Source organism: Bacteroides difficilis (genome assembly GCF_048319815.1).
GTDB classification, from domain to species: domain Bacteria; phylum Bacteroidota; class Bacteroidia; order Bacteroidales; family Bacteroidaceae; genus Bacteroides; species Bacteroides zhangwenhongii.
Window position 1 is genome coordinate 2975620 of record NZ_CP182814.1, and the last position, 22232, is coordinate 2997851.

The 22232-nt window shown below is 38.7% G+C and carries 14 protein-coding genes; all 14 read left to right on the plus strand.

Annotated features, from left to right (window positions below; all coding sequences use genetic code 11):
* The 14 genes from ACNOGP_RS11185 (at nt 1) to ACNOGP_RS11250 (ending at nt 22185) form a co-directional block, all read left to right on the plus strand.
* A complete protein-coding gene (locus ACNOGP_RS11185; protein WP_085936339.1) occupies nt 1-477 on the plus strand; it encodes a hypothetical protein in 477 nt (158 codons plus the stop codon).
* 414 nt (nt 478-891) lie between these two features.
* Nucleotides 892-1623, plus strand: coding sequence for an ATP-binding protein (locus ACNOGP_RS11190; RefSeq protein WP_128859674.1), 732 nt, complete (start codon nt 892-894; stop codon nt 1621-1623).
* Between the two features lie 173 nt (nt 1624-1796).
* Nucleotides 1797-2825, plus strand: a complete 1029-nt coding sequence (locus tag ACNOGP_RS11195) for an L-rhamnose/proton symporter RhaT (protein ID WP_004320169.1) — start codon at nt 1797-1799, stop codon at nt 2823-2825.
* A 14-nt stretch (nt 2826-2839) separates the two neighbouring features.
* Nucleotides 2840-3979, plus strand: a complete 1140-nt coding sequence (locus ACNOGP_RS11200) for a mandelate racemase/muconate lactonizing enzyme family protein (RefSeq protein WP_060451231.1) — start codon at nt 2840-2842, stop codon at nt 3977-3979.
* Between the two features lie 21 nt (nt 3980-4000).
* The gene (locus tag ACNOGP_RS11205; RefSeq protein WP_044917879.1) at nt 4001-6028 is read left to right on the plus strand and encodes a glycoside hydrolase family 127 protein; all 2028 of its coding nucleotides are present in this window, start codon (nt 4001-4003) and stop codon (nt 6026-6028) included.
* 69 nt (nt 6029-6097) lie between these two features.
* Nucleotides 6098-7633 carry a sulfatase-like hydrolase/transferase gene (locus tag ACNOGP_RS11210; RefSeq protein WP_044918276.1) on the plus strand — a complete coding sequence of 512 codons (1536 nt, stop codon included), beginning with the start codon at nt 6098-6100 and terminating at the stop codon, nt 7631-7633.
* Nucleotides 7634-7650: 17 nt separating this feature from the next.
* Nucleotides 7651-9072, plus strand: coding sequence for a sulfatase (locus ACNOGP_RS11215; protein ID WP_004320160.1), 1422 nt, complete (start codon nt 7651-7653; stop codon nt 9070-9072).
* A 2-nt stretch (nt 9073-9074) separates the two neighbouring features.
* On the plus strand, nt 9075-10511 hold the full coding sequence (locus ACNOGP_RS11220; RefSeq protein ID WP_004320159.1) for an aldehyde dehydrogenase family protein: 1437 nt from the start codon (nt 9075-9077) through the stop codon (nt 10509-10511).
* A gap of 9 nt (nt 10512-10520) precedes the next feature.
* Complete coding sequence (locus ACNOGP_RS11225) at nt 10521-10835, plus strand: hypothetical protein (protein WP_004320157.1); 315 nt, start codon at nt 10521-10523, stop codon at nt 10833-10835.
* Nucleotides 10836-10883: 48 nt separating this feature from the next.
* On the plus strand, nt 10884-11621 hold the full coding sequence (locus tag ACNOGP_RS11230; protein WP_220702020.1) for an HpcH/HpaI aldolase family protein: 738 nt from the start codon (nt 10884-10886) through the stop codon (nt 11619-11621).
* Between the two features lie 4 nt (nt 11622-11625).
* Nucleotides 11626-13176 carry a sulfatase-like hydrolase/transferase gene (locus ACNOGP_RS11235; protein ID WP_004320154.1) on the plus strand — a complete coding sequence of 517 codons (1551 nt, stop codon included), beginning with the start codon at nt 11626-11628 and terminating at the stop codon, nt 13174-13176.
* A gap of 217 nt (nt 13177-13393) precedes the next feature.
* A complete protein-coding gene (locus ACNOGP_RS11240) occupies nt 13394-15949 on the plus strand; it encodes a glycoside hydrolase family 2 TIM barrel-domain containing protein (RefSeq protein WP_004320152.1) in 2556 nt (851 codons plus the stop codon).
* Nucleotides 15950-16699: 750 nt separating this feature from the next.
* Complete coding sequence (locus ACNOGP_RS11245; RefSeq protein WP_004320150.1) at nt 16700-18934, plus strand: beta-galactosidase; 2235 nt, start codon at nt 16700-16702, stop codon at nt 18932-18934.
* 38 nt (nt 18935-18972) lie between these two features.
* Complete coding sequence (locus tag ACNOGP_RS11250) at nt 18973-22185, plus strand: glycoside hydrolase family 2 TIM barrel-domain containing protein (RefSeq protein WP_060451229.1); 3213 nt, start codon at nt 18973-18975, stop codon at nt 22183-22185.
* Nucleotides 22186-22232 lie beyond the last annotated feature (47 nt).

Sequence of the window (22232 nt, forward strand, 5' to 3'; positions counted from 1 at the left end):
ATGAACTACAAGATTTGCTTTGTATGCACAGGCAATGCCTGTCGGTCACCATTCGCAGAATGTGTGACGAAGAAACTCTTGGCAGACGCAGGAATGAATGGCATCGAAGTATTCTCACTTGGTACATTGGACTGTGGAGAGTATCCTCGTGATGCTGCCATGGTGGATGTGGCGAAGGAATTGGGATATGATTTAAGTGGTACGACCACGGTTATGACACGTGAGAAACTGATGGCAGCTGATGCGGTCATTGTGTTTGACGAGCGTCACCGTGATGCCATAACACGAGTATTGGACTATAGCTATTGGAACAAAATCGTTCTGTTCAACAAGATGGCATTTGATGAAGACGGCAATGTGGAAGACCCTCATTACCAGACTGCAGCTGTATATCATCGTGTGGCTAAACACATTGAAAACGGTTGTAAACGATTGGTAGAGCAGTGGAAACTACAGCCACCAAAGCCTAAAGATTGAAGATTGCATGAATGCAATGATAATATCCCTTTGGCTAATGTGGCAAACAGGCACAATAGACCAAAGGGATATTTTTTTTCAGCAGAAAGTAGGGATAGATGATAGAGAATGGTTACAAATGCCACTCTCTTATCATAGAAGTAAAACAAAACAGTGGAGGATAGAAAGATGCATACGTCAGAAGCCGAGAAAGATTGGTTGCGCCGCATCTGCGGAGGACAGCCGGTGACAGAACAGCAGACAGCCCCTGCAAAGGAGGCTGAGCACAAGCCTGTAGCAGAGAAGAAAGCCAATGGTCATGGATTTGGAGACATTGCCGGCATGAACGAGCTGAAGGAGTTTGTGACCGAGGGATTTATCAACGTACTGAAGAACCGCAAGTGTGCCGAGGTATATGGCATCAAGCCTCCCTCCATGCTCTTTTATGGTCCTGCAGGTTGCGGCAAGACGTTCTTTGCCGAGAAGATGGCCGAGGAGATAGGCATCAACTTCATGAAGATCGTGCCTGATGACCTCGCCTGTACATGGGTACATGGAACACAACAGAAGATAGGCGAAGTATTCAAGGATGCGGAGAAGAAAGCACCCACACTGCTGTTCTTCGACGAGTTTGATGCCATGGTGCCCAAACGCTCCGGTGACGAGGCAAACCAACACTATGACAGTGAGGTCAACGAGTTTCTCTGTATGCTCAACAATGCCTCCGAACGTGGTGTATATGTCCTTGCCGCGACCAACCATCCTGAACGCATCGACAAGGCTGTGCTACGGACAGGACGTATCGACGAGATGGTGTATATAGACATGCCCGACAAGGAAGCCCGCAAGAGTCTGTTCACGTTGGCACTCTCCAAACTTCCCTCGGATGAGGGGATAGACATCAACAGACTGGCAGAGCTGAGCGAAGGTTATAACTGCAGCGACATCAGTTACATAGTGAGGTCGGCGGCAAGAAAGATGTTCAATGCCACTATCAAGGGCTGCACAGACGAGTACCAGCCTATCAGCCAGGCTCTGCTCGAAGAAGTCATTTCCAAGAAGCGTCCTTCTGTCAGTGGCAGAGACCTGCGGGAATTCGAGCGAGTGAGGAGTGAGTTCTCTCCAAAGGATGAGGGCTGTCGCCACGCCACTATAGGTTTTAGATGAATAATAATCAAATTTTTGTCATGTACTTAAAAGTTGTTTGTAAAATGTTGTAAATGTTAATATTTTGATTGTTTATTACGAAAACTTGCGCAAATAATAAAATAGGAATATATTTGCATACGACATCAGACAACATATAAAGAATTAATGTTTAATTTTAAAATATAATATTTATGAGTGAATTAGGTTTGGTATTGCTCTTGTTGGCAGGTTTTGCTCAAGGGTCTTTTGGCTTAGGTATGAAGAAACAGTCTCCATTGTCATGGGAGTCGTTCTGGTTGATTTATTCATTGTTTGCTATGCTTGTCGTTCCTTTTGTATGGGGATACGCAGGTTTTGATTCCTTCATGGAGTCAATATTAATGACAGATTCGAAAGTAATTATGACATCACTGCTTTTAGGCTTTTTGTGGGGTATTGGTGGAATTTTATTTGGAATGAGTGTCTCTTATGTTGGAATATCTATAACCAATGGGGTAGTAATGGGATTGGCCGGAGGTCTTGGAGCCATAATTCCTTTGTTTGGCATAGAAGGGGCTACTCATCAGCCGTCGTTTATTTATGTGATATTAGGAGTGGCTATAATGTTGGTTGGCGTGGCTCTTTCGGCATATTCCGGAATTCTTCGTGAAAAAGAACAGAATGTAGGTTCCTCAAAGGTGAATAACAGTCAGAAATCATCTTTGGTAAAGGGACTCGTAATTGTTGTATCGTCAGGTATTCTTTCTTCTCTTCTTAATGTAGGTTTCGAAGCTGCGATACCGATTATTGACAATGCGAAATCTTTGGGTGCTACGTATTCGGCTTCTTCTATACCGGCAAGGGCTGTGGTTGTTTTTGGAGGATTATTGATGAATGCGGGTTATGCCATCTTTCTGTTATGTAAGAATAAGACTTGGGGTGATTTTAGTTTTAAACAACAAGGAAGTATCACGGCTTCAGTATGGGCTGTAATTACAGGCTTTTTGTGGTTCTTGCCTTTAGGTTTAAGTGGAATTGTCTCGGTTTCTATAGGTGAACTTGGAAATGTTATAACATGGCCGGTAATGTTGTCGTTATCATTAATATTTGGTAATATATGGGGGTATCTGACAGGTGAATGGAAAAACACCAAACACTCGTTTCTATTGATGATAGTTGCTTCTGTCATATTGATTGCAGCTTGTATGATATTGACTTTTAAAGATAGTTTTATAAATTAATAAATTCCAAAGTTATGAAAATAAAAGATATAGAAGTCTTTTTGTTGTCCGACCAATTGGATGAGGCTTTTTATTTCTCGCAGTTTAGTTATTCTTCACGTTTGATTTGTATTGTAAAGGTTACAACCGAAAGTGGTTTAGTAGGATGGGGCGAGGGATACGGCCCGGCAAATATAATCAAGAGTGGAATAGAATTTTTAAAACCTTTGGTGGTTGGAAAATCTCCATTGGATAGCGATATAATTTGGTCTGATATGTTCAGACGTTCTATAGATTATGCAAGGAAAGGAATTTTGCTTTCTGCCATAAGTGCTATTGACGTTGCAATTTGGGATTTGAAAGGAAAAATTTTAAAGCAGCCTGTTTCTACTTTGTTAGGTGGAAGATATAGAGAGAAGGTCCAGGTTTATGCAACAGGTTTGTATTTCACGGAAAGTATGAAAGACCGAATGTGTGAAGCATTGGCTGAAGAAGCTTTGATGTACAAAGAGCAAGGTTATTCAGCCGTCAAAATGAAAGTCGGACTTGGAATAGAAAAAGATATCCAGAATGTGTTGGCTGTTAAAAAGGCAATAGGAGATGATGTTAAACTGGCAATTGATGCCAATCATGCATATAATTTCCGTGAAGCGCTTCGCCTGTCGAAAGCTCTTGAACCGTATGATATAATGTGGTTTGAAGAACCTGTCTCTCCTGATGATTATATGGGATTCAAAGAGTTACACCGAAGAACTACTATTCCGTTGGCTGCCGGTGAATGTGAATTCAGGGCTGATGGATTTAAAACATTGTTGGATAATATGTGTGTAGATTATATACAACCTGAAACAGGAACTACGGGTGGTATTACTGAGGCAAAACGCATATCTGTTATTGCCGATACGCATCACGTAGAGATGACACCACATAATTGGGGTACAGGTATCATTATAGCTGCAAATCTCCACATTTCGTCAAATCTTAAATATGCACCGGGTCGTATGTTCGACAAAGAGCCGCTTTTGGAATTTGATCGCAGTCCTAACAGAATCCGTGAGGAATTGATTACTAAACCTCATGTGGCAGTGAATGGATATATAGATGTGCCGACAGGCTATGGATTGGGAATAGAAGTGGATGAAGATAAATTGAATTACTTTAAGTTGAATGATTAATTTAACCTTTATATAGTTATCATGAAAAAAAGATTATTATTATTAGCAATGTTGGCCCATACTTTGGGTTCTACAGTCTCTGCACAGCAGAATGCATATGTGGCAGCAACAGAGAATGCATATGTTAAAGCTCGTGGAGCCGATATGGGAGAAGTAAAATGGACAAAAGGTTTTTGGAAAGACCGTTTTGATATGGTAATGCCGAATCTTATTCCTGCCCAATACAAATATTTCATGGAATTTTCCGAATATAACTTCAAGATTTTGGCTGATGGAGCAGATGGCTCTAAAGGATTTAAAGGTACATATTGGCAGGATGGCGACTACTTTAAATGGCTTGAAGCGCAAATCGCTGTTTATGCAGTGACAAAAGACCCTGAACTATTGAAAGTTATTCAGGAAAAGGCTTCCCGTCTGGCACGTAGTGTGGCCGAGGATGGATATTTTACTACACATACTCAGATAGGTTTCGGTGTTACAGGTTCAGAACGTGCATGGAATAAGCCATTTAAGAATACTCAGAGATTTAAGGGACCAGGATTTCATGAAACATATAATATGGGTCATTTCCTGACATTGGCCTGTGTGCACTATCGTGTTACAAAAGATCGCACTTTGCTGGATGCAGCTATCAAAGTTGGTGATTTCCTGGATAAATATTTTGCAAAAATAACTCCTGAACTTGCTGACGTTGATTTCAACCCAACCCAAATTATGGGACTTATGGAATTATATCGTAGCACAGGCGAAAAACGATATTTGGATTGTGCAAACCGATTCATAACCGGTAGAGGAAATAAAAATGGTAAAACACAAAACCAGAACGATACAAAGCTTAGAAAAGAGCATCGTGCTGTAGGACATGCCGTTTTAGGTCCGGTATTGTATATAGGTGCCGCCGACTATGTAGCTGAAATAAATGACAAGGAACTACTTGTTGCCCTTGAAACAATCTGGAATGATATGTACAATAGAAAGGCTTCTTTTACGGGAGGCTTGGGTAATGTGCATAGAGGTGGTTCGGAAACTCCGCGAAATGCTACTGAATGTGTGCATGAAGCATTTGGTTTTCCATATCAGTTGCAAAATTCTACGGCATATAATGAAACATGTGCGACTTTTTATGGGGCATATTATAGTTGGCGTTTGTTTATGTTGACTGGAAATCCTATGTACTTGGATGTTATGGAGAAAGCGTTCTATAACAACTTGTCGTCCATGGGGCTTGACGGAAAGAGTTATTTCTATACGAACGTGTTGCGTTGGTATGGTAAGCAGCATCCGCTATTGTCGTTGGATTTTCATCAGAGATGGACTGAAGAATGCACTTGCGTTTGTTGTCCTACAAGCTTGGTGCGTTTCTTGGCTGAAACAAAAGATTATGCTTATGCGAAAGATGAAAATTCTCTTTTTGTGACTCTTTATGGAAGTAACGAAATAGACACAAAAATCAATGGCAAAAATGTCAGGTTTGAACAAGTTACAAATTATCCTTGGGATGATAAAATAGAAATGAATTACAAGGGTGACAAGAATGCTGAATTCTCATTGAAATTGCGTATTCCGGCATGGGCTATAGGAGCAACTCTTAAGGTAAATGGTATAGATATGCCTATCAATACTGGAGTATTTGCTGTGGTTAATCGTAAATGGAAGTCTGGTGACAAGGTAGAACTTGTATTGCCAATGAAACCTATATTGAACGAGGGTAATCCAAAAGTAGAAGAAGTACGCAATCAGCTTGCTGTCTCTTATGGACCTTTGACATATTGCGTGGAAGGAATAGATTTGCCTAATAAAGTCAAGATTGAAGATATTCTTCTGCCTGTAGATGCTAAATTTGACGTTAAATATGAAAAAGACCTTCTTGGCGGAGTAAAGACTCTTACCACAGATGCTTACGTACGTACAAAGAGATTTGATGAAAACAAGTTGTATGCTCCTTTGCAAACTGGATATAAGCCATTCAAATTGAAATTGATTCCTTATTATACATGGAGTAACCGTGGCGAACATGAAATGAGTGTATTTATACCTGCTAAATGGTAATATATAGTCCAGGTCGAAAGGAATATCCTTTTGACCTGGTTGGAAATAATATTTAACAAGATGATACAAATGAAAAATTCATATATTCTTTCTGCCATTTCTTTGATGTCTATACCTGCAATAACAACATATGCGGCAGAAAAAAAAGTTTTAGATCCTAAGCATCCGGAAAAGAAAAACGTAATTTTAATTCTTACCGATGATATGCGTTTTGATATGTTAAATTATGCAGGTGGCAAGGCTAAAACTCCCAATCTGGACGAATTGCGTAATTCGGGTACAGACTTTTCTAATGCTTGTACCGTGACAGGCCTGTCGTCGCCTTCAAGAGCTGCTTTGTTTACAGGACGCTTGGCTCATCGTACCGGTTTGAATGATAATCTTCACCTTTGGCATTGTAAGGATATGACTTTGCCCATTGAGCAGAGTACTATCTATGAATGGGCAAAGGATAAGAATTATAATGTGGGTTATTTCGGTAAATGGCATGTGGGCTATGTTACTCCTGATGTCCGTGGTGTCGACCAGTATGTAGGAAGTGCAAATGAATGTTTAAGGGTCAAGCCAAAACGGCCAAGTTTCGAGGCTATAGAAAGGTATTATGACAAAAAGGTCTTCAAGGATAAAGCAGATAGTCCTGAAAAACCGGATTATTACTGCACATTAAAGACTACATACGAAAAGAGTGAACCTAAGAAACAAGTTGATTTAGGTATTAAATTTTTGAACGAAGCCGTAAATGATGAGCGCCCGTTCTTTCTTACTGTAAGTTTCCATTATCCACATCCGCCATACAGGGTGCCGTCGCCATGGAATAAAATGTATGATTACAGGGATGTACAGCTTCCTCCTTCATACAGGAAAGATATGAAGAAAGGCCTTGAATATCAGTATTCCGTAATGTGGCCATGGATGGATTTAGGACATATGACAGAAAATGATTGGAAAAAGACCATAGCTTATTCCATGGGAATGGTAACGATGTTGGATCAAGCTTTGGGAGAACTATTCCAGACCATAAAAGATAAAGGCTTATGGGATAATACAATGATAGTTTTTGCATCCGATCAAGGCAGTATGCTGGCCGAACATGGATTGTATGATAAAGGTCCGTATGCCTATGATGGATTAATGAGAATCCCATTGCTTATGAAGGTGCCTGGGGCGAAACCAGAAGTGGTAAAACACCAAGTGTCTCTTATTGATATAAATCAAACGTTGGTAGAATATATGGGACTTCAGCCACGCCAGTCGAATCAAGATAGCCGTTCTTTGTTACCTTTGGTATACGATGGTGACGAGGCATGGAAGAATGTTCCGGATGAATCTTTCTTTTTCTACGAATATTATAACGGTCATTGGTTTGGCGAAAGGGCTATTCGTACCCCGGAATATAAATACTGTTTCAATCCGTGTGGCGATGATGAGCTTTATGATTTGAAAAACGACCCGCATGAAATGGTTAATCTTATAAATAAACCAGAATTGAAAAATGTTATTAAGGATTTGCGGGTTCGTCTTTACAAGCATTTAGTTAAGACGGAAGACGATCATGCTATTAAGCTTTTCCGCGATTATACAGGAATCGGCAGGGAAGATGAGTAATTTTAAAGATTATTTATATGAAAAATATAATTAGCAATACTACGTTAGGGATAGCGGCTTTTTTAGGAGTTTCCAATAATGTAATGGCTGCATCCAAATCGGTAAAATCATCGGCAGAAAGTAAAAGAATGAATATTGTAATGATGTTTGTTGATGACCTGGGATGGGCAGACCTTGGTTTACGTAATCCTCATTACAACACTCCGAATGTAGATCGCTTATTTGCTGATGGAATGAATTTCGAACGTGCATATGTCACACAGCCGGCATCCAGTCCAAGTAGAGCGTCGCTTATGACTGGTAAACAGCCGGTAAGATTCCAATTGGTGAGACATATTGACAATAAAGTGGCAGGTACCACCGAACCATATTCTTATTGGCCTGAAAACTCTCCGGAATTAAACGAGTATATGCCTTCGCGTAACTGGCTTCCTATGGAAGAAACAATTTTTCCTCAACTTATGAAAGAATGCGGATATTATAATATGTTTGTGGGAAAATGGCATTTGGGAGGACCTGAAGTATGGCCTGACAAGCGTGGGTATGACGAAGTTTATGGATTGTCCGATTTTGGAAATGTTTCAAATTATTATGCTCCATTTTTCCGTATGCGTGGTGCTGACACAACGAAAAAAATAGCCAAAAATGGAGACTATATTACAGATTTTCTAACAGATAAGGCTGTCAGCATGATAGAAAATTACGACCGCGACCAACCGTTCATGCTTTCAATGCATTATTATAATGTTCACAGTCCTAATATCGGAAGAAAAGATCTGTTCGATAAATATAAAGCGAAAGGAATGACAGACATTCAAGCAAACTATGCAGCGCAGATTGAGGCAGTTGATGAGTCTGTAGGCAGGATAAGGAAGGCGATTAAGGACCGTGGAATAGAAGATAATACTATAGTTATATATTTCTCTGATCAAGGAGGACTATATTCGAATTATCCTCTTCGCGGATGTAAATTGATAGATGATACAATGGCAGAAGGAGGAATCAGGGTGCCTCTTGCCATTTATTATCCGGGAGTTACTAAAAAAGGTAGTGTTTGCCAAACCCCAGTGCAGGCTTTGGATTTCTTCCCTACATTCATGGAAATAGCCACAGGAAAGAAATATAAGAACAAGGAGCTTGACGGCGAAAGCATTATGCCTCTTTTGAAAGGAAAAAAGATGAAAGAACGTAATCTTTATTTTTTCCGTGCATATAATACAGACCAGTATGCTGCTATTATCAACGGTGATTGGAAACTGATAAAATATCATTCAGGTAAATATCAGTTATATAATCTTCGTGACGATATAAGTGAGACTACAGATTTGCAGAATGTTTATCCCGAACGTTTCGAAAAAATGAAAAAAGATTTAAGAAACTGGGAGACTAATGTTGTTCCCGAATATGAAAATGATTATAGAAAACGTATAAATTATTGATTATGGATTTTGGTGTAAAAAAAATGTATATAGGCGGACGCTTGTGTGAGAGCGTTGCCGGAACGCAGAAGGAGATTATTAGCCCTGCAACAGGCGAATGTATTGCAAAACTTTGTGTAGCGTCAAAGGAAGATACCGAATTGGCTTTGCAGGAAGCACAGAAAGGTTTTGAATATTGGTCAAAATTGTCTTTGTCCGAAAGAAACGAGTGGATTGCCAAATTGCGTAATGCCGTTATCGCACATAAAGACGAACTTCATTATGCTGTGATGTATGAAATGGGAAAGACATGGGAATCGGCAGACGAAGATATTGACATGATAGTTGATGCACTTGAATATTATCCCAACGAGATGTTAAGAATGCGTTCGCAGGTATTGCCCGATTTGCAGGGGTCGCATACCAATATCCTTGTTCACGAACCAAGAGGTGTGGTTTGTGCCATGTTGGCATGGAACTTCCCGATTTTGAATGTGGCATATAAAGTGGCACCGGCAATAGCGGCAGGATGTTCCATAATAATCCGTCCGTCTATTGATTCTCCTGTTTCAGCCTACTTGTTTGGGGAGATTTGTGCTGAAATAAATTTCCCGGCAGGTGTCATTAACGTTCTTACAGGTTCAAGTAAGGATACAAGCATTCCTATGTCAGAGAGCCTTATCCCAAGAGTTCTTACCATGATTGGTTCGAGTGCCACAGGAAAGAAACTTGTAGCGCAGTCTGCAACATCTATCAAAAAATTAGGCCTCGAACTCGGCGGAAATGCTCCTGCATTGATTTTCGATGATTGTGACATGGATAAAGCAGTAAATACAATGGTTGGACTAAAATTCAACAACAGTGGCCAGGTTTGTGTTACGCCTAATCGTATTTTTGTGCAGTCATCTATTTATGACGAATTTATGTCGCGTTTCACGGAAAAAACTAAAGCTATCAAGGTCGGCTTTGGTAAAGATAAAGGTATAAATATGGGACCTGTCATCAATGTTAAGGCTCGTGAACGCATAATGGAATTGATAGACGATGCTGTAAGCAAGGGAGCCAAAAAGTCTCTTGGAGGAATACCGGAAGGTATGCCTGAAAGAACAAGCTATCTGAATCCTACGATTCTTGAAAATGTAACTCCTGATATGCGTTGTTTCAACGAAGAGATGTTTGGTCCTGTTGCTACCATCATCAAGTTCAATACGGAAGAAGATCTTGACCCTATGGTGAATGTTCCAGATGCAGGTCTCGCTTCGTATGTGTTTACAAACAGTCTTGAAAGGGTACAGAAATATTCTAAATTTATAGAATGTGGTGAAGTTCAGGTCAATGGTGTCAAGTATGGTATAAATTTACCACATGGAGGTATGAAAGACAGTGGATTGGGACATGATTGCTCGCATCTTGCACTTGAAGATTATCTGTACATTAAACGTATTTCAATAGCACTTTAATTATAATTTATGAGAAAGTTACACCATTTTGGCATACCGGTAACAAATCCGGTAGATGGTGAAACTCACAATGATGAGCTTCATCTTTTCTGTACTGATGTGGCAGCGAGTCCAAATAAGATTGAATTTTTACGTTTTGAAAAGGGGTGTCCGTTTCCCGAACTTGTTCAGACAATGCCGCATATCGCATACGAAGTAGAGTCCATGGACGAAGAACTTAAGGATGCTAAACTTATTTATGGTCCTTTTATTCCTGTTCCTGGGATGACTGTTGCTTTTATCGAGGAAGAAGGGATACCTGTAAAATTAGATTATTTTTCATGAATAGATTAATATAAAGACACTATGACTGTAAATTATATAAAACAAAAAATGAATGATGGCCACGCAGTATTGGGCCCATTCTTGAAAATGAATGATCCTGCTCTTATTGAACAGGCGGCTTTGGCAGGTTTTGATTTTTGTATTATAGATATGGAGCATGGACCAATCAGTTTTGAGTCTGCCCAGAATCTTATCCGTGCTGCAGAGCTTCATGGAATGAGTCCGATAATTCGTACCACCGATACAAGTGATGAGAATATCCTTCGTGCGCTCGATTTGGGAGCGCATGGCGTGGAAGTTCCACAAGTAAACAGCAAAGAGTCGGCTCAAGCCGTAGTTAGTGCATCTAAATATTTTCCGGAAGGGACAAGAGGGGTGTGCCGTTATACACGTGCTGCCGAATATACTCATGTAGAAAAAAGTAAACATTTCAAGTTGTCTAATGAACGTACCATGGTATTGGTACATATTGAAGGACTGGAAGGAATCAATAATCTGGATGAAATCCTTGATGTGAAAGGCCTTGATGTAATATTCCTCGGCCCTTACGATTTGTCCCAGTCTTGCGGAGTTCCGGGCGATGTCACAAACCCTATAGTAGTAGAAAAAATGAAGGAAGCTGTAAAGAAAGCTGCTGCCAAGGGGGTTAAAGTAGGTACATTTGTAGAGTCGGCTGAGAATGCAAAATTTTGGCGTAATCAGGGTGTGTTGTATATAGCCTATTCTGTAGATTGCGGAATTTATTTCAATGCTTGTAAGAATATTGTTGATAGTGTAAACAAATAGTATCATGAAAGACAAAATATTTCCATTCCTTTCATTGGTTGTTTCGTGTGCATATGCATCAGAAAAACCAAATCTTATTGTCATACAAACCGATGAACATACCATCAATACATTGGGATGTTACAGGAGATTGGTTGGCGATATAAACGATTCTCCATGGGGTAAGAATGTTGTTCAGACACCTAATATAGACAGGCTGGCAAAAGAAGGAGCCATCTGTACCAGGTATTATGCTTCATCTCCTGTTTCTACTCCTTCAAGAGCATCTTTCCAGACAGGACTTTATCCTGTATCTACAGGATGTCCGATTAACGATATGCCTATGAATCCAAATTTGATTACATATGCTGAAATGTTGAAACGTGACGGCTATCAGACTTCATACGTTGGAAAATGGCATTTGGGCGGTGTTCCCAATATTGGTCGTCCATATTTTGAACCAGGATACAACTTCGGATATATGGATCGTACTTATATGTTCAATGATGGTCACTGGAAATATTTTGAAATTGTAAAACAACCCAATAAAATCCGTTCGTATTGGTCGGGCCCGGTTAAACCTGGATTTATCCATGTTACGGAGTATCTCACCGACAGGTGTCTTGAATTGCTTGAACGCGACAAGAATAAACCTTTCTATATGATGTTATCCATTCCGGATCCTCATTCTCCAGATATAGCGAGCGAGGAATATCTTCAGAAATATATCAATCTTGATTATGAAGCTCCGGAAACGATGGTCACAAATGATACTGACCAACGTCCGCGTTGGGCCAGGGGTGGACAATACAATGTAAACAAGGATAAGTTTGACAAGAAAGCGTTGGCAAACTATTTTGCCATGGTGGAATGTGTAGACGATAACGTTGGCCGTATTTTGGATTTTCTTGATAAAAATAATCTGACTGACAATACTATAGTTGTTTTTACTGCCGATCATGGGGATATGCTTTATGAGCATAGCCGAGTAAACAAAGGACTTCCTTATGAATCGTCTGCCAGAATTCCGTTTGTTATACGCTATCCTGAAAAGATAATTCCTGGCAAGATTGTCAATACTGTATATACATGTGTAGATTTTGCTCCAACCATTCTTGGATTGATGGGAGTGAAACAGATTCCTGGTTTGCAAGAGGGTATCAATGATGCCCAGGCATTTACAAACAAGGAAAAGAATGTCAAACAAGACAGAATAGTTTATACTACAGCCTCTCCGTTTAACGATTGGACGATGGCTACGGACGGACGGTATAAATTAGTCCTTTCTTGCAGGGAAACTCCTTGGTTGTTCGATCTTGAGGTCGACCCGGATGAGATGAAAAATTTCTATAATAATCCTAAATACAAGGAGATAGCTGACAGAATGCAAAAAGAACTTATCAGACAGATGAAATTATACAAAGAACCAGCTTTGTCAATCGGTTTACCATATCTTTATAAATCTACTGATAAGGTAAATTATAATCCTGCTAAATATAAGTCTAAAGTACAGCCCAATGCATTGCTGCCTATGATACATACGATTGAGAAAGTGTGTATGCGTCCATTGAAATAAAATTCTATTATTTAAACTTTGCAAGTCTAACTTATACTTTGCAAGTTGACAAGAAGACAAGTTGACAAGGTTTCATTTCATCAAAATATACAGATGGGAAAGCTATTTTTGCAATATGTAAAAATAGTATCTGTATGGGAAACCTTGTTGGCTTGTCAATCAACTATTAAGTGCCCCACTTGCAAAATCTTGATTATATTATAAAAAGATAATTACCATGAAAAGACATTTATTTTCAGGCCTTTTCCTTTTGTTTTCGTTTGGGATGGGAGCATATGCATCCCAAGAAAAATATGTGAGTTTCAATGATAATTGGTTATTTACTTTGTCGGATTCTCATGATTATTCATTGACTACATACAATCCTGAAGGTTGGAGGCAGTTGGATCTCCCTCATGACTGGACAATAGAAAAACCATTTGACAAGAATCTCGAAGGATGTACGGCATTTACTCCCGGTGGTATAGGATGGTATTCTAAGATTTTCAAAACTGAAATCAGTGAAAACCAGAAATGTTATATCATCTTCGATGGCGTGTATAACAATGCGGATTTTTGGATAAACGGTATGCGTTTGGGAAACCATCCTTATGGATATGCCCCCATTTGGTATGATTTGACGGATTTTATTGAACCGGAAAATGGAATTAACAGATTGTCGGTAAGGGTAGACCATAGTAGATATGCCGATTCCAGATGGTATACCGGTTCTGGTATTTACCGTAATGTGAAAATGTTGATTACGGATAAATTGCATATTCCTGTTTGGGGAACATTCATTACGACTCCCGTAATTAATAAAGAATCAGCTTCTGTTAATATTCGTGTAGATGTGGAAAATGATTATTCTGAAGCTAAATCGGGTAGAGTATATACTGACATTTATGATGCGGATAATAAAAAAGTAGCCACAGTGAGCACAGCTTTTAATCTTGCTTCAGGCGAAAAGGTTACCCTCAATCAGGACGTAGAACTATTCGATCCCAAACTTTGGGATATAGATTCTCCATATCTCTATATCGCTAAAACATATATAGTTAGTGGCAATGAAACGATAGGAAATCGCGAGACCAGATTTGGAGTAAGGACTATACATTTTGATAAGGACAAAGGTTTTTTCCTTAATGGAAAGAATATGAAAGTAAAAGGTGTATGTTTGCATCATGATGCTGGTATCGTAGGAACTGCCGTTCCGAAAGATGTATGGAAACGTCGTCTTGCCATACTTAAAGCTGGAGGTTGTAATGCTATCAGGACAGCTCACAATCCTGCTTCGGATGAATTCCTCGATTTGTGCGACGAAATGGGCTTTCTTGTTCAAAATGAGTTTTACGATGAATGGGATTTGCCAAAAGATAAAAGATATAATATGCACGATAAAGAAGTAGATTATATTACCAGAGGACATTCTGAACATTTCCAGCAATGGGCAGAGATTGATTTAAAGAACGTAATGCGTTCTTCGCGCAATCATCCTTGCATATTCCAGTGGAGTATTGGAAACGAGATTGAATGGACATATCCAGGTAATAGATCTGCAACAGGATTGTTTGGCAATACGGATAGGAACGATAAGATGGACTGGACTTTATGGCGTACTCCCGTACCACCAAATTCTCCGGAAGTTGTACGTGAGTTTTGGCGTAATTATCCACGTCAGACTTTCAGTATAGGAAAAACGGCTGCAAAATTAGCCAAATGGTCACGCGAGATGGATACCACACGTTATGTAATAGCCAATCTTATTCTTCCTACTTCAAGTTTTGAAACAGGATATACCGATGTATTGGATATTGCAGGTTTCAGTTACAAACCAGCGCAATATGACTATTTGCGAGAAAAATATCCAAATAAAATTATGATGGGTACCGAGAATGTCCCTAGATGGTACGAATGGAAAGCTTGTATCGAAAGAGATTATATAGCAGGAGTTTTCTTATGGACAGGTGTCGATTATTTGGGTGAACGCCGTGCACAGCAATGGCCTCAGAAAGCTACGCCTGAAGGACCTTTGGACTTGGCAGGATTTCCGCGTGGATCGTATTATCAGTTTAAGTCGTTTTGGACTGATGAACCGGTTATTGCGATATATACTCAAACAGCTAAACTTTCAATTTTTAAGAAAGATGCAGATGGCAATGTTGTTGAGAAGAAAAAAGATTACTGGAAATTGGCTCCAAGAGTATGGCAAAATGTTAATCCGCACTGGAATTACAGCGAAGGCGAGAAAATCATAGTGGAGATTTACTCTAATTGCGATGAAATTGAACTTTTCCAAAATGGAAAGTCATTGGGAAAACAAAGTTTGAAAGATCAGGAAGACAGAATCTTCAAATGGGCAACAGATTATTCAAAAGGTAAACTCACGGCAGTAGGTACTTATAAAGGAAAGAAAGTAAAAGAAACTCTTGAAACCGTTGATGAGGCGTATTCTATTAAACTCGTTCCAGACCGAAAGATGATGACGGCCAATAATACAGATGTGCTCCATGTTGTGGCTCAGCTTGTAGACAAGAAAGGTAGAGAGGTCAAGAATGTAGACGACGAGATAAAGTTCACTATTTCAGGTGATTATCGATTCCTTGGAACAGACTGTGGAAAGACAGAGAAAATGGATTCATTTAAGAAAAAAATGGTAAAAACGGAATTTGGACGTTGTCTTTTGATGATACAGTCCACCAAGACTCCTTCTGACATAACTATAACAGCTACAAATGAGTCTGGTAGTTTAAAGTCTAAACCATTGGTTATACCGGTAAAAGAATTTAATTGATTTTTATGATATTTGCCTTAAGAAATAATTATGTTAACATTCAAGTTTGCGGTTTTATTTATTCTTTTGGAAGTTTAAACTAAGGCATAATAAATAAAAACAGTTTCTAATCGTTTTCTGCTTCTAAGTATTTGTAAGTTGCGGTAAAAACAGAAGATTTGAGTATGACATGATATCTTTATAGATGGTCGGTTAGTGATACTTGAGATAAATAATGTTTAAATGATCACTGTATAACAGAGAATGTGAATTCCCGTCAGGAGATGAGCATTCTCTGTTATTATTTTATTATTTAACTATTCCAATAATAAATGTTAATAATTTATTTTTCATCTATTAATACTTTGTATGTAATGTAATTATTTATACTTTTGCATTGTCATCAGACAACACATGATATATTCTTTAGGTAAAAAGTGAATTGAAATAATATAGGGACAAACGATATACAAATTGATTGAGTCATAAAATTATAATTGGATAAAATTTCAGGATAGAATTAATAATGCATTCATGCTTTATAGAAAGTTTATTTTTTACAGAATTCTAATATTAAGTATTTTGAGGTAGAAAGAGAGTTTTCAGGTAACTTTTGTGTGTTTGTAGTCTATATTTGAATATTCTTGTGAGAGTGTGCAATAAGGTAAGGTCATAATATTGGATACACTTACATAGTAACTTAAATATTTAATTAATCATGAAAAAAAAAAACAGTTTCTCTTTATTTTTTTATTGATTCCTGCGTTAATAATGGCATCGGAGTCTGTAGAAAATGCAGAAAAGAAAATTTCTAAATTAAATTCATTGATAATTGAGGCTAAAAGCAAAGGGCTTGATGTACAGCGTGAAGAACTTGCAGTATGGATGTCCAAGACATTTCTTGGCTATGCAGCTTGGGATGAGAAAAACATTGAGCCTAATGTTTATCAGTTCAGAGCATGGCCGGCTTATAAAAAAGATGCAGAAAAGATGGCTGCAGAGCTTGCCGAATTCGAAAGAGATGAAGTAAACAAAATGCTTGATACCGCTATCGAAGAATTACAAGGTGTTATATCAGGCAAATATGTACGTCGTCCGGTTCCTTCTATAGATTGGGAATCCATTAAAGTAAAAGGAAACCAATTTGTGAGTGGCAATCGACCTGTATATATAAATGATTATTTTACGAAGCCCGACTTCATGGTTAATGAATATTGTGGAAAAGTCGATAGAGTTTCATTGGCGTTACCATCCATAAAAAATGAGAACGGAGATCTTTCGTATATGGGTGTTGAAAAGATAGCCAAATATCCATCCAAATATTCCGGTTATGTACTTTTATGGCATGGAGTAGCTCCAAAATGGGCCTTGGACATTGACCCTGATTTAGGTATAGGCTCAAGATACTTTACAAAATACGATATTGACAATCCTAACATACGTAGATTTTGGGAAACGACATTTAAATCTACGATACCTTTAATGAAAGGCAAGGCCTATACGGATATGGGGTATATACTGTCAAATGAACCGCATTGGTTTTCTATGCAGAAAACGTGGGCTACTGGTGTAATCTCGAAATATACAATGGAAAAGTTCCGTGTTTGGTTGAAAAACAAGCATGGCAATATAGCTCATCTCAATAAATTATGGAATACATCATTCTCTTCTTTTGATGAGGTGGAGTTTCAAGTTCCGTTTGCCGTAAATCTTAAGGGAAAACCGGCCGGCTATGATTGGATGTCGTTTAATATGGATAGAGTGACAGAATGGTTCAAGTTCCTTGATTCAGGAATAAAGAAATACGATTCTGATGCAAAAACACATTTAAAAATCATGCCACATCTTTTCTCGGACGATAAGATAGATCATGGTATTGACATGGAGGCTCTGACAAAACTTTCAGATATAATCGGTAATGACGCTAAAATAGTAAAGAAACAGTGGAACCACAGAAAGGAAAAAGAATATTGGGAAGGGGTTTATTCTTTCGATTGGAAAGAAGTGACTATGACTTATGATTTTTGCAGGTCGGTTTCTCCAAACAAGCCAAATGTAAACTCGGAGTCACATTACCTTTCCTCGTCACAGTATCGTAACCTTTATATGACACCTGACTTTGTTCGTTCTGCATATTGGCTTGCAACCCTCCATGGTATGAATGTTAATTATACATGGTTTTGGGCAAGAGAAAAAGACGGAGCTATACGAAAAGATCTGATGAATTATAGAGGGCCTGACAATGCGATGAACAATGCATATGCGGCAAGTGTGGTTCAGCAGCCAAGGGTGGCAAACGAAGTTGCAAAAACAATGATGGATCTTAATGCTTTCAGTAGTGAAATCGCAGCAATGCAAAGCCTTAAACAGCCTATACGCCTGTTCTATTCTAAAACTTCTGTCATCAACAAGTGGTTCCATATGCAAAACCTTTTCGATCTTTATCGCAAAATGTATTTCAACGGTGTTCCATTGGGATTTGCTACGGAAGATATAATCAACAGTCAGAAAAATAATCTTTGGGAATTGATAGTAGTGTCGAAAACAGAATTTGTGACAGATGCAGAGTTTAATTCCATACAAAAATATCTTGACAATGGCGGCACGGTTATTATAGATTCTGTCAGTTTGAAGAAAAATGAATATGGACAACCTCGGAATATCTCCTTGAACGCATCTAAAGGCAAGTTAATCCCGATGGATGGCATTGGCAAAATAACGAACGAAGCATTTAGAATTCTCGAACAGAAGAAACTTACGCCGGATGTGTTCATTGTAGAGAAAAATGGAATAAACACAAAAGGTTGTATGTGGAGAGTCGTTCCGACAGGCAATAACAAATATGTCATGTCGATTATAAATTTAGGATGTACTGATGCCACAGTGACTTTGAAGTCAAAGAAAGGAAACATAAAGAACGTCGTAAATCTTATAAACGGAACGTCGCTGGGACAACAATTCACTTTGACTCCTGAGAAAACAATACTGATAGAAATTCAGAAATAAAGAACTGATAAGTAACTTAAACTTAACATTGTAGATTTATGAAAACCATAAAAACATTATGTTTAGCTATGATGCTTGCATCAGTAAATGGTGTGGCGCAGAATAGGACAGAGTGGTTAGACCCTGAAGTAAACCAGGTGAACCGCATGCCGATGCATACATATTATTTTGCTTATGAGTCTGAAGAACTTGCCATGAAAGGTGATAAATGGCTCTCGGAAAATATCATGTCTTTGAATGGAATATGGAAATTCAATTGGGTAAAAGATTCGGATATGCGCCCTCTTGATTTTTATAAAACAGATTTCAACGACCTCGGATGGGGCAAAATGCCAGTGCCCGGAAATTGGGAAATGAACGGATATGGCGACCCGCAGTATGTCAATCTTGGCTATCCATGGAGAAGCCAGATTGAAGACTGCGAAATAAACGACCTAACCCAGGCATGGACCAACAAATATTATCATACTCCGCCTAAATTTCCTGTTGAGAATAATCATGTAGGCTCTTATAGAAGAAGTTTTGTCGTTCCTGCCAATTGGAAAGGAAAAACAGTCATAGCACATTTTGGTGCGGTGACATCAAATATCTATCTTTATGTAAATGGAAAATTCGTAGGATATAGTGAAGATAGTAAACTTGAGGCAGAGTTTGATCTCACCCCTTATGTGAAATTTGGAAAGGAAAACCTTATTGCTTTCCAGGTATTCAGATGGTGCGATGGAACTTATCTTGAGGACCAGGATTACTATAGGCTGAGTGGCGTGTCGCGCGATTGTTATCTTTACGCCAGAAATAATAAACGTATTGACGATCTCCGTATAATGCCAGATTTGGACAAAACATATACTGATGCTACACTTGACGTTTCTTTAGAGCTAAACGGACGTCAGACTGTATCTCTCGAACTATTCTCTCCGGACGGACAGCCTGTCGAAACCAAGACGGTTTCAGGGAGTGGTCACCAGACAGTAAGCTTCAATGTGAAGTCTCCTCTGAAATGGACTGCAGAGACTCCTAACCTTTATAAACTTCTTGCCATTTCAAATGGTGAGGTAATTCCCGTAAATGTTGGTTTCCGCAAGGTGGAACTGGATAACGAAAAAGGACAAATTCTCGTGAACGGACAGCCTGTATTATTCAAAGGTGCCGATCGTCACGATATTGACCCGGATTATGGATATGTAATCAGTAAGGAAAGAATGCTTCAGGACATACGTCTCATGAAAGAATTAAATATAAATGCCGTACGTACGAGCCATTATCCTAATGATACATATTGGTATGATTTGTGCGATAAATATGGAATTTATGTGTGTGCAGAAGCTAATATTGAATCACATGGGATGATGCTCTTCGAAGATCGTTCGCTTGCAAAAAACAAACAATATGCTAAAGCGCATCTCGAAAGAAACCAACGCCATGTTCAACGTAACTTCAACAATCCTTCCATAATATTCTGGTCTTTGGGTAATGAAGCAGGTATGGGACCTAACTTTGAGGCTTGCTATAATTGGATTAAGAATGAAGATCCTTCTAGGGCATGTCAGTTTGAACCGGCTATGTCTCAGGTTATCAGAGACCTTAATAAAGGCATGACATTAGAAGAATCCCTCAAGAAGAATCCTAGTGTTGACTATACAGATATTTTCTGCCCAATGTATGCCGGATATAGCCCTTGCGAAAAATATCTTAAGGCTAATCCTAAAAAACCGCTGATTCAGTGTGAATATGGACATTCTATGGGTAATTCTATGGGAGGTTTCGAACATTATTGGAATATGATTCGTAAATATCCGCAATTCCAGGGAGGTTTTATATGGGATTTTGTGGATCAGGGTATACGTCAGTATGATGACAAAGGTAATATGTATTATGCTTATGGTGGTGATTTCAACCCTTATGATGCATCCGATAATAACTTCTGTGCCAATGGTCTGGTAAGCCCGGATAGAGTGCCTAATCCGCAAAGCTATGAAGTGAAATATTTCCATCAGCCAATTTGGACTACGCAGTCTGATATTAAAAATGGCAAGGTTAATGTCTACAACGAATATTTCTTCAGGAATATTGATGCTTACAACATGAAATGGAATCTGGTTGTAAATGGTAATGTAGTTGAAGAAGGCGTTATATCAAATCTTGATGTACCGGCACAATCTGCAAAAGAATATCAGATACCTTTCTCGTCATCAGAATTTACTGCCGATGATGAGGTTTTCCTTAATGTATATTACACCTTAAAGAAGGCAGAACAGTTACTTAATGCCGGTTATGTAATAGCCAAGAGTCAGATTCCGGTTAATACTTCTGGATTTGTGTTTGAACAGTTGGCTAATAAAGCTAGTGGACATCCTGAAATCTTAGCTCCTAGAATAAAGGAACCGGATGTTAACAGAGTAATTGTCGAGGGTGAAAACTTTAATATTGAATTCAGTAAAGTTGATGGTTTCTTGTGTCGTTACGATGTAAACGGAATCTCAATGCTTGAGAAAGGAACAAGCCTTATTCCGAATTTTTGGCGTGCTGGAACGGACAATGACTATGGAGCACGTCTTAACCTCAAGTATAAGGTCTGGAAAAATCCTGTAATGAAACTTAAGGGAATAAATTCCCGGGTTGAAAATTCAATGGTATATGTCGATGCTGAATATCAAATGCCGGAAGTGTTCTCTATATTGAAACTGTCGTATGTCATCAATAATGAGGGGGATATTCAGGTTACCCAGAAACTCTTGACGGAAAAAGGCAAGAAGGTTCCAAATATGTTCCGTTACGGAATGCGTATGAGAATGCCTAAGGAAATGTATTATAGCCATTTCTATGGACGAGGACCTGTAGAAAACTATATAGACAGAAACCACAATTCGTTTGTCGGTATATATAAAATGACCACACAAGAACAATTCTACCCATACATTCGTCCGCAAGAAAATGGTTGTAAGACCGACATCAGATGGTGGAACCAAACAAATAAAGGTGGTATAGGTTTGAATTTTGTGGCTTCAAAACCTTTCTCTATGGTAGCATTGAACTATACAATTGAATCTCTTGACGATGGTGACCTCAAAGATCAAAGGCATTCAGGTCAAGTAGAACCTGCCGATTTTATCGAAGTATGCATAGATTACGCCCAGCAAGGATTAGGTGGCGAAAATAGTTGGGGTAGCACCTGTTTGCCTCAATACAGGCTAACATATAAAGATTACGAGTTTACATATCAGATTAAACCACTGGATACAGTTTATTAATTAATTTTTTTGTTTAGGGTATCGCAAGCTTACATATCGAAAAAATA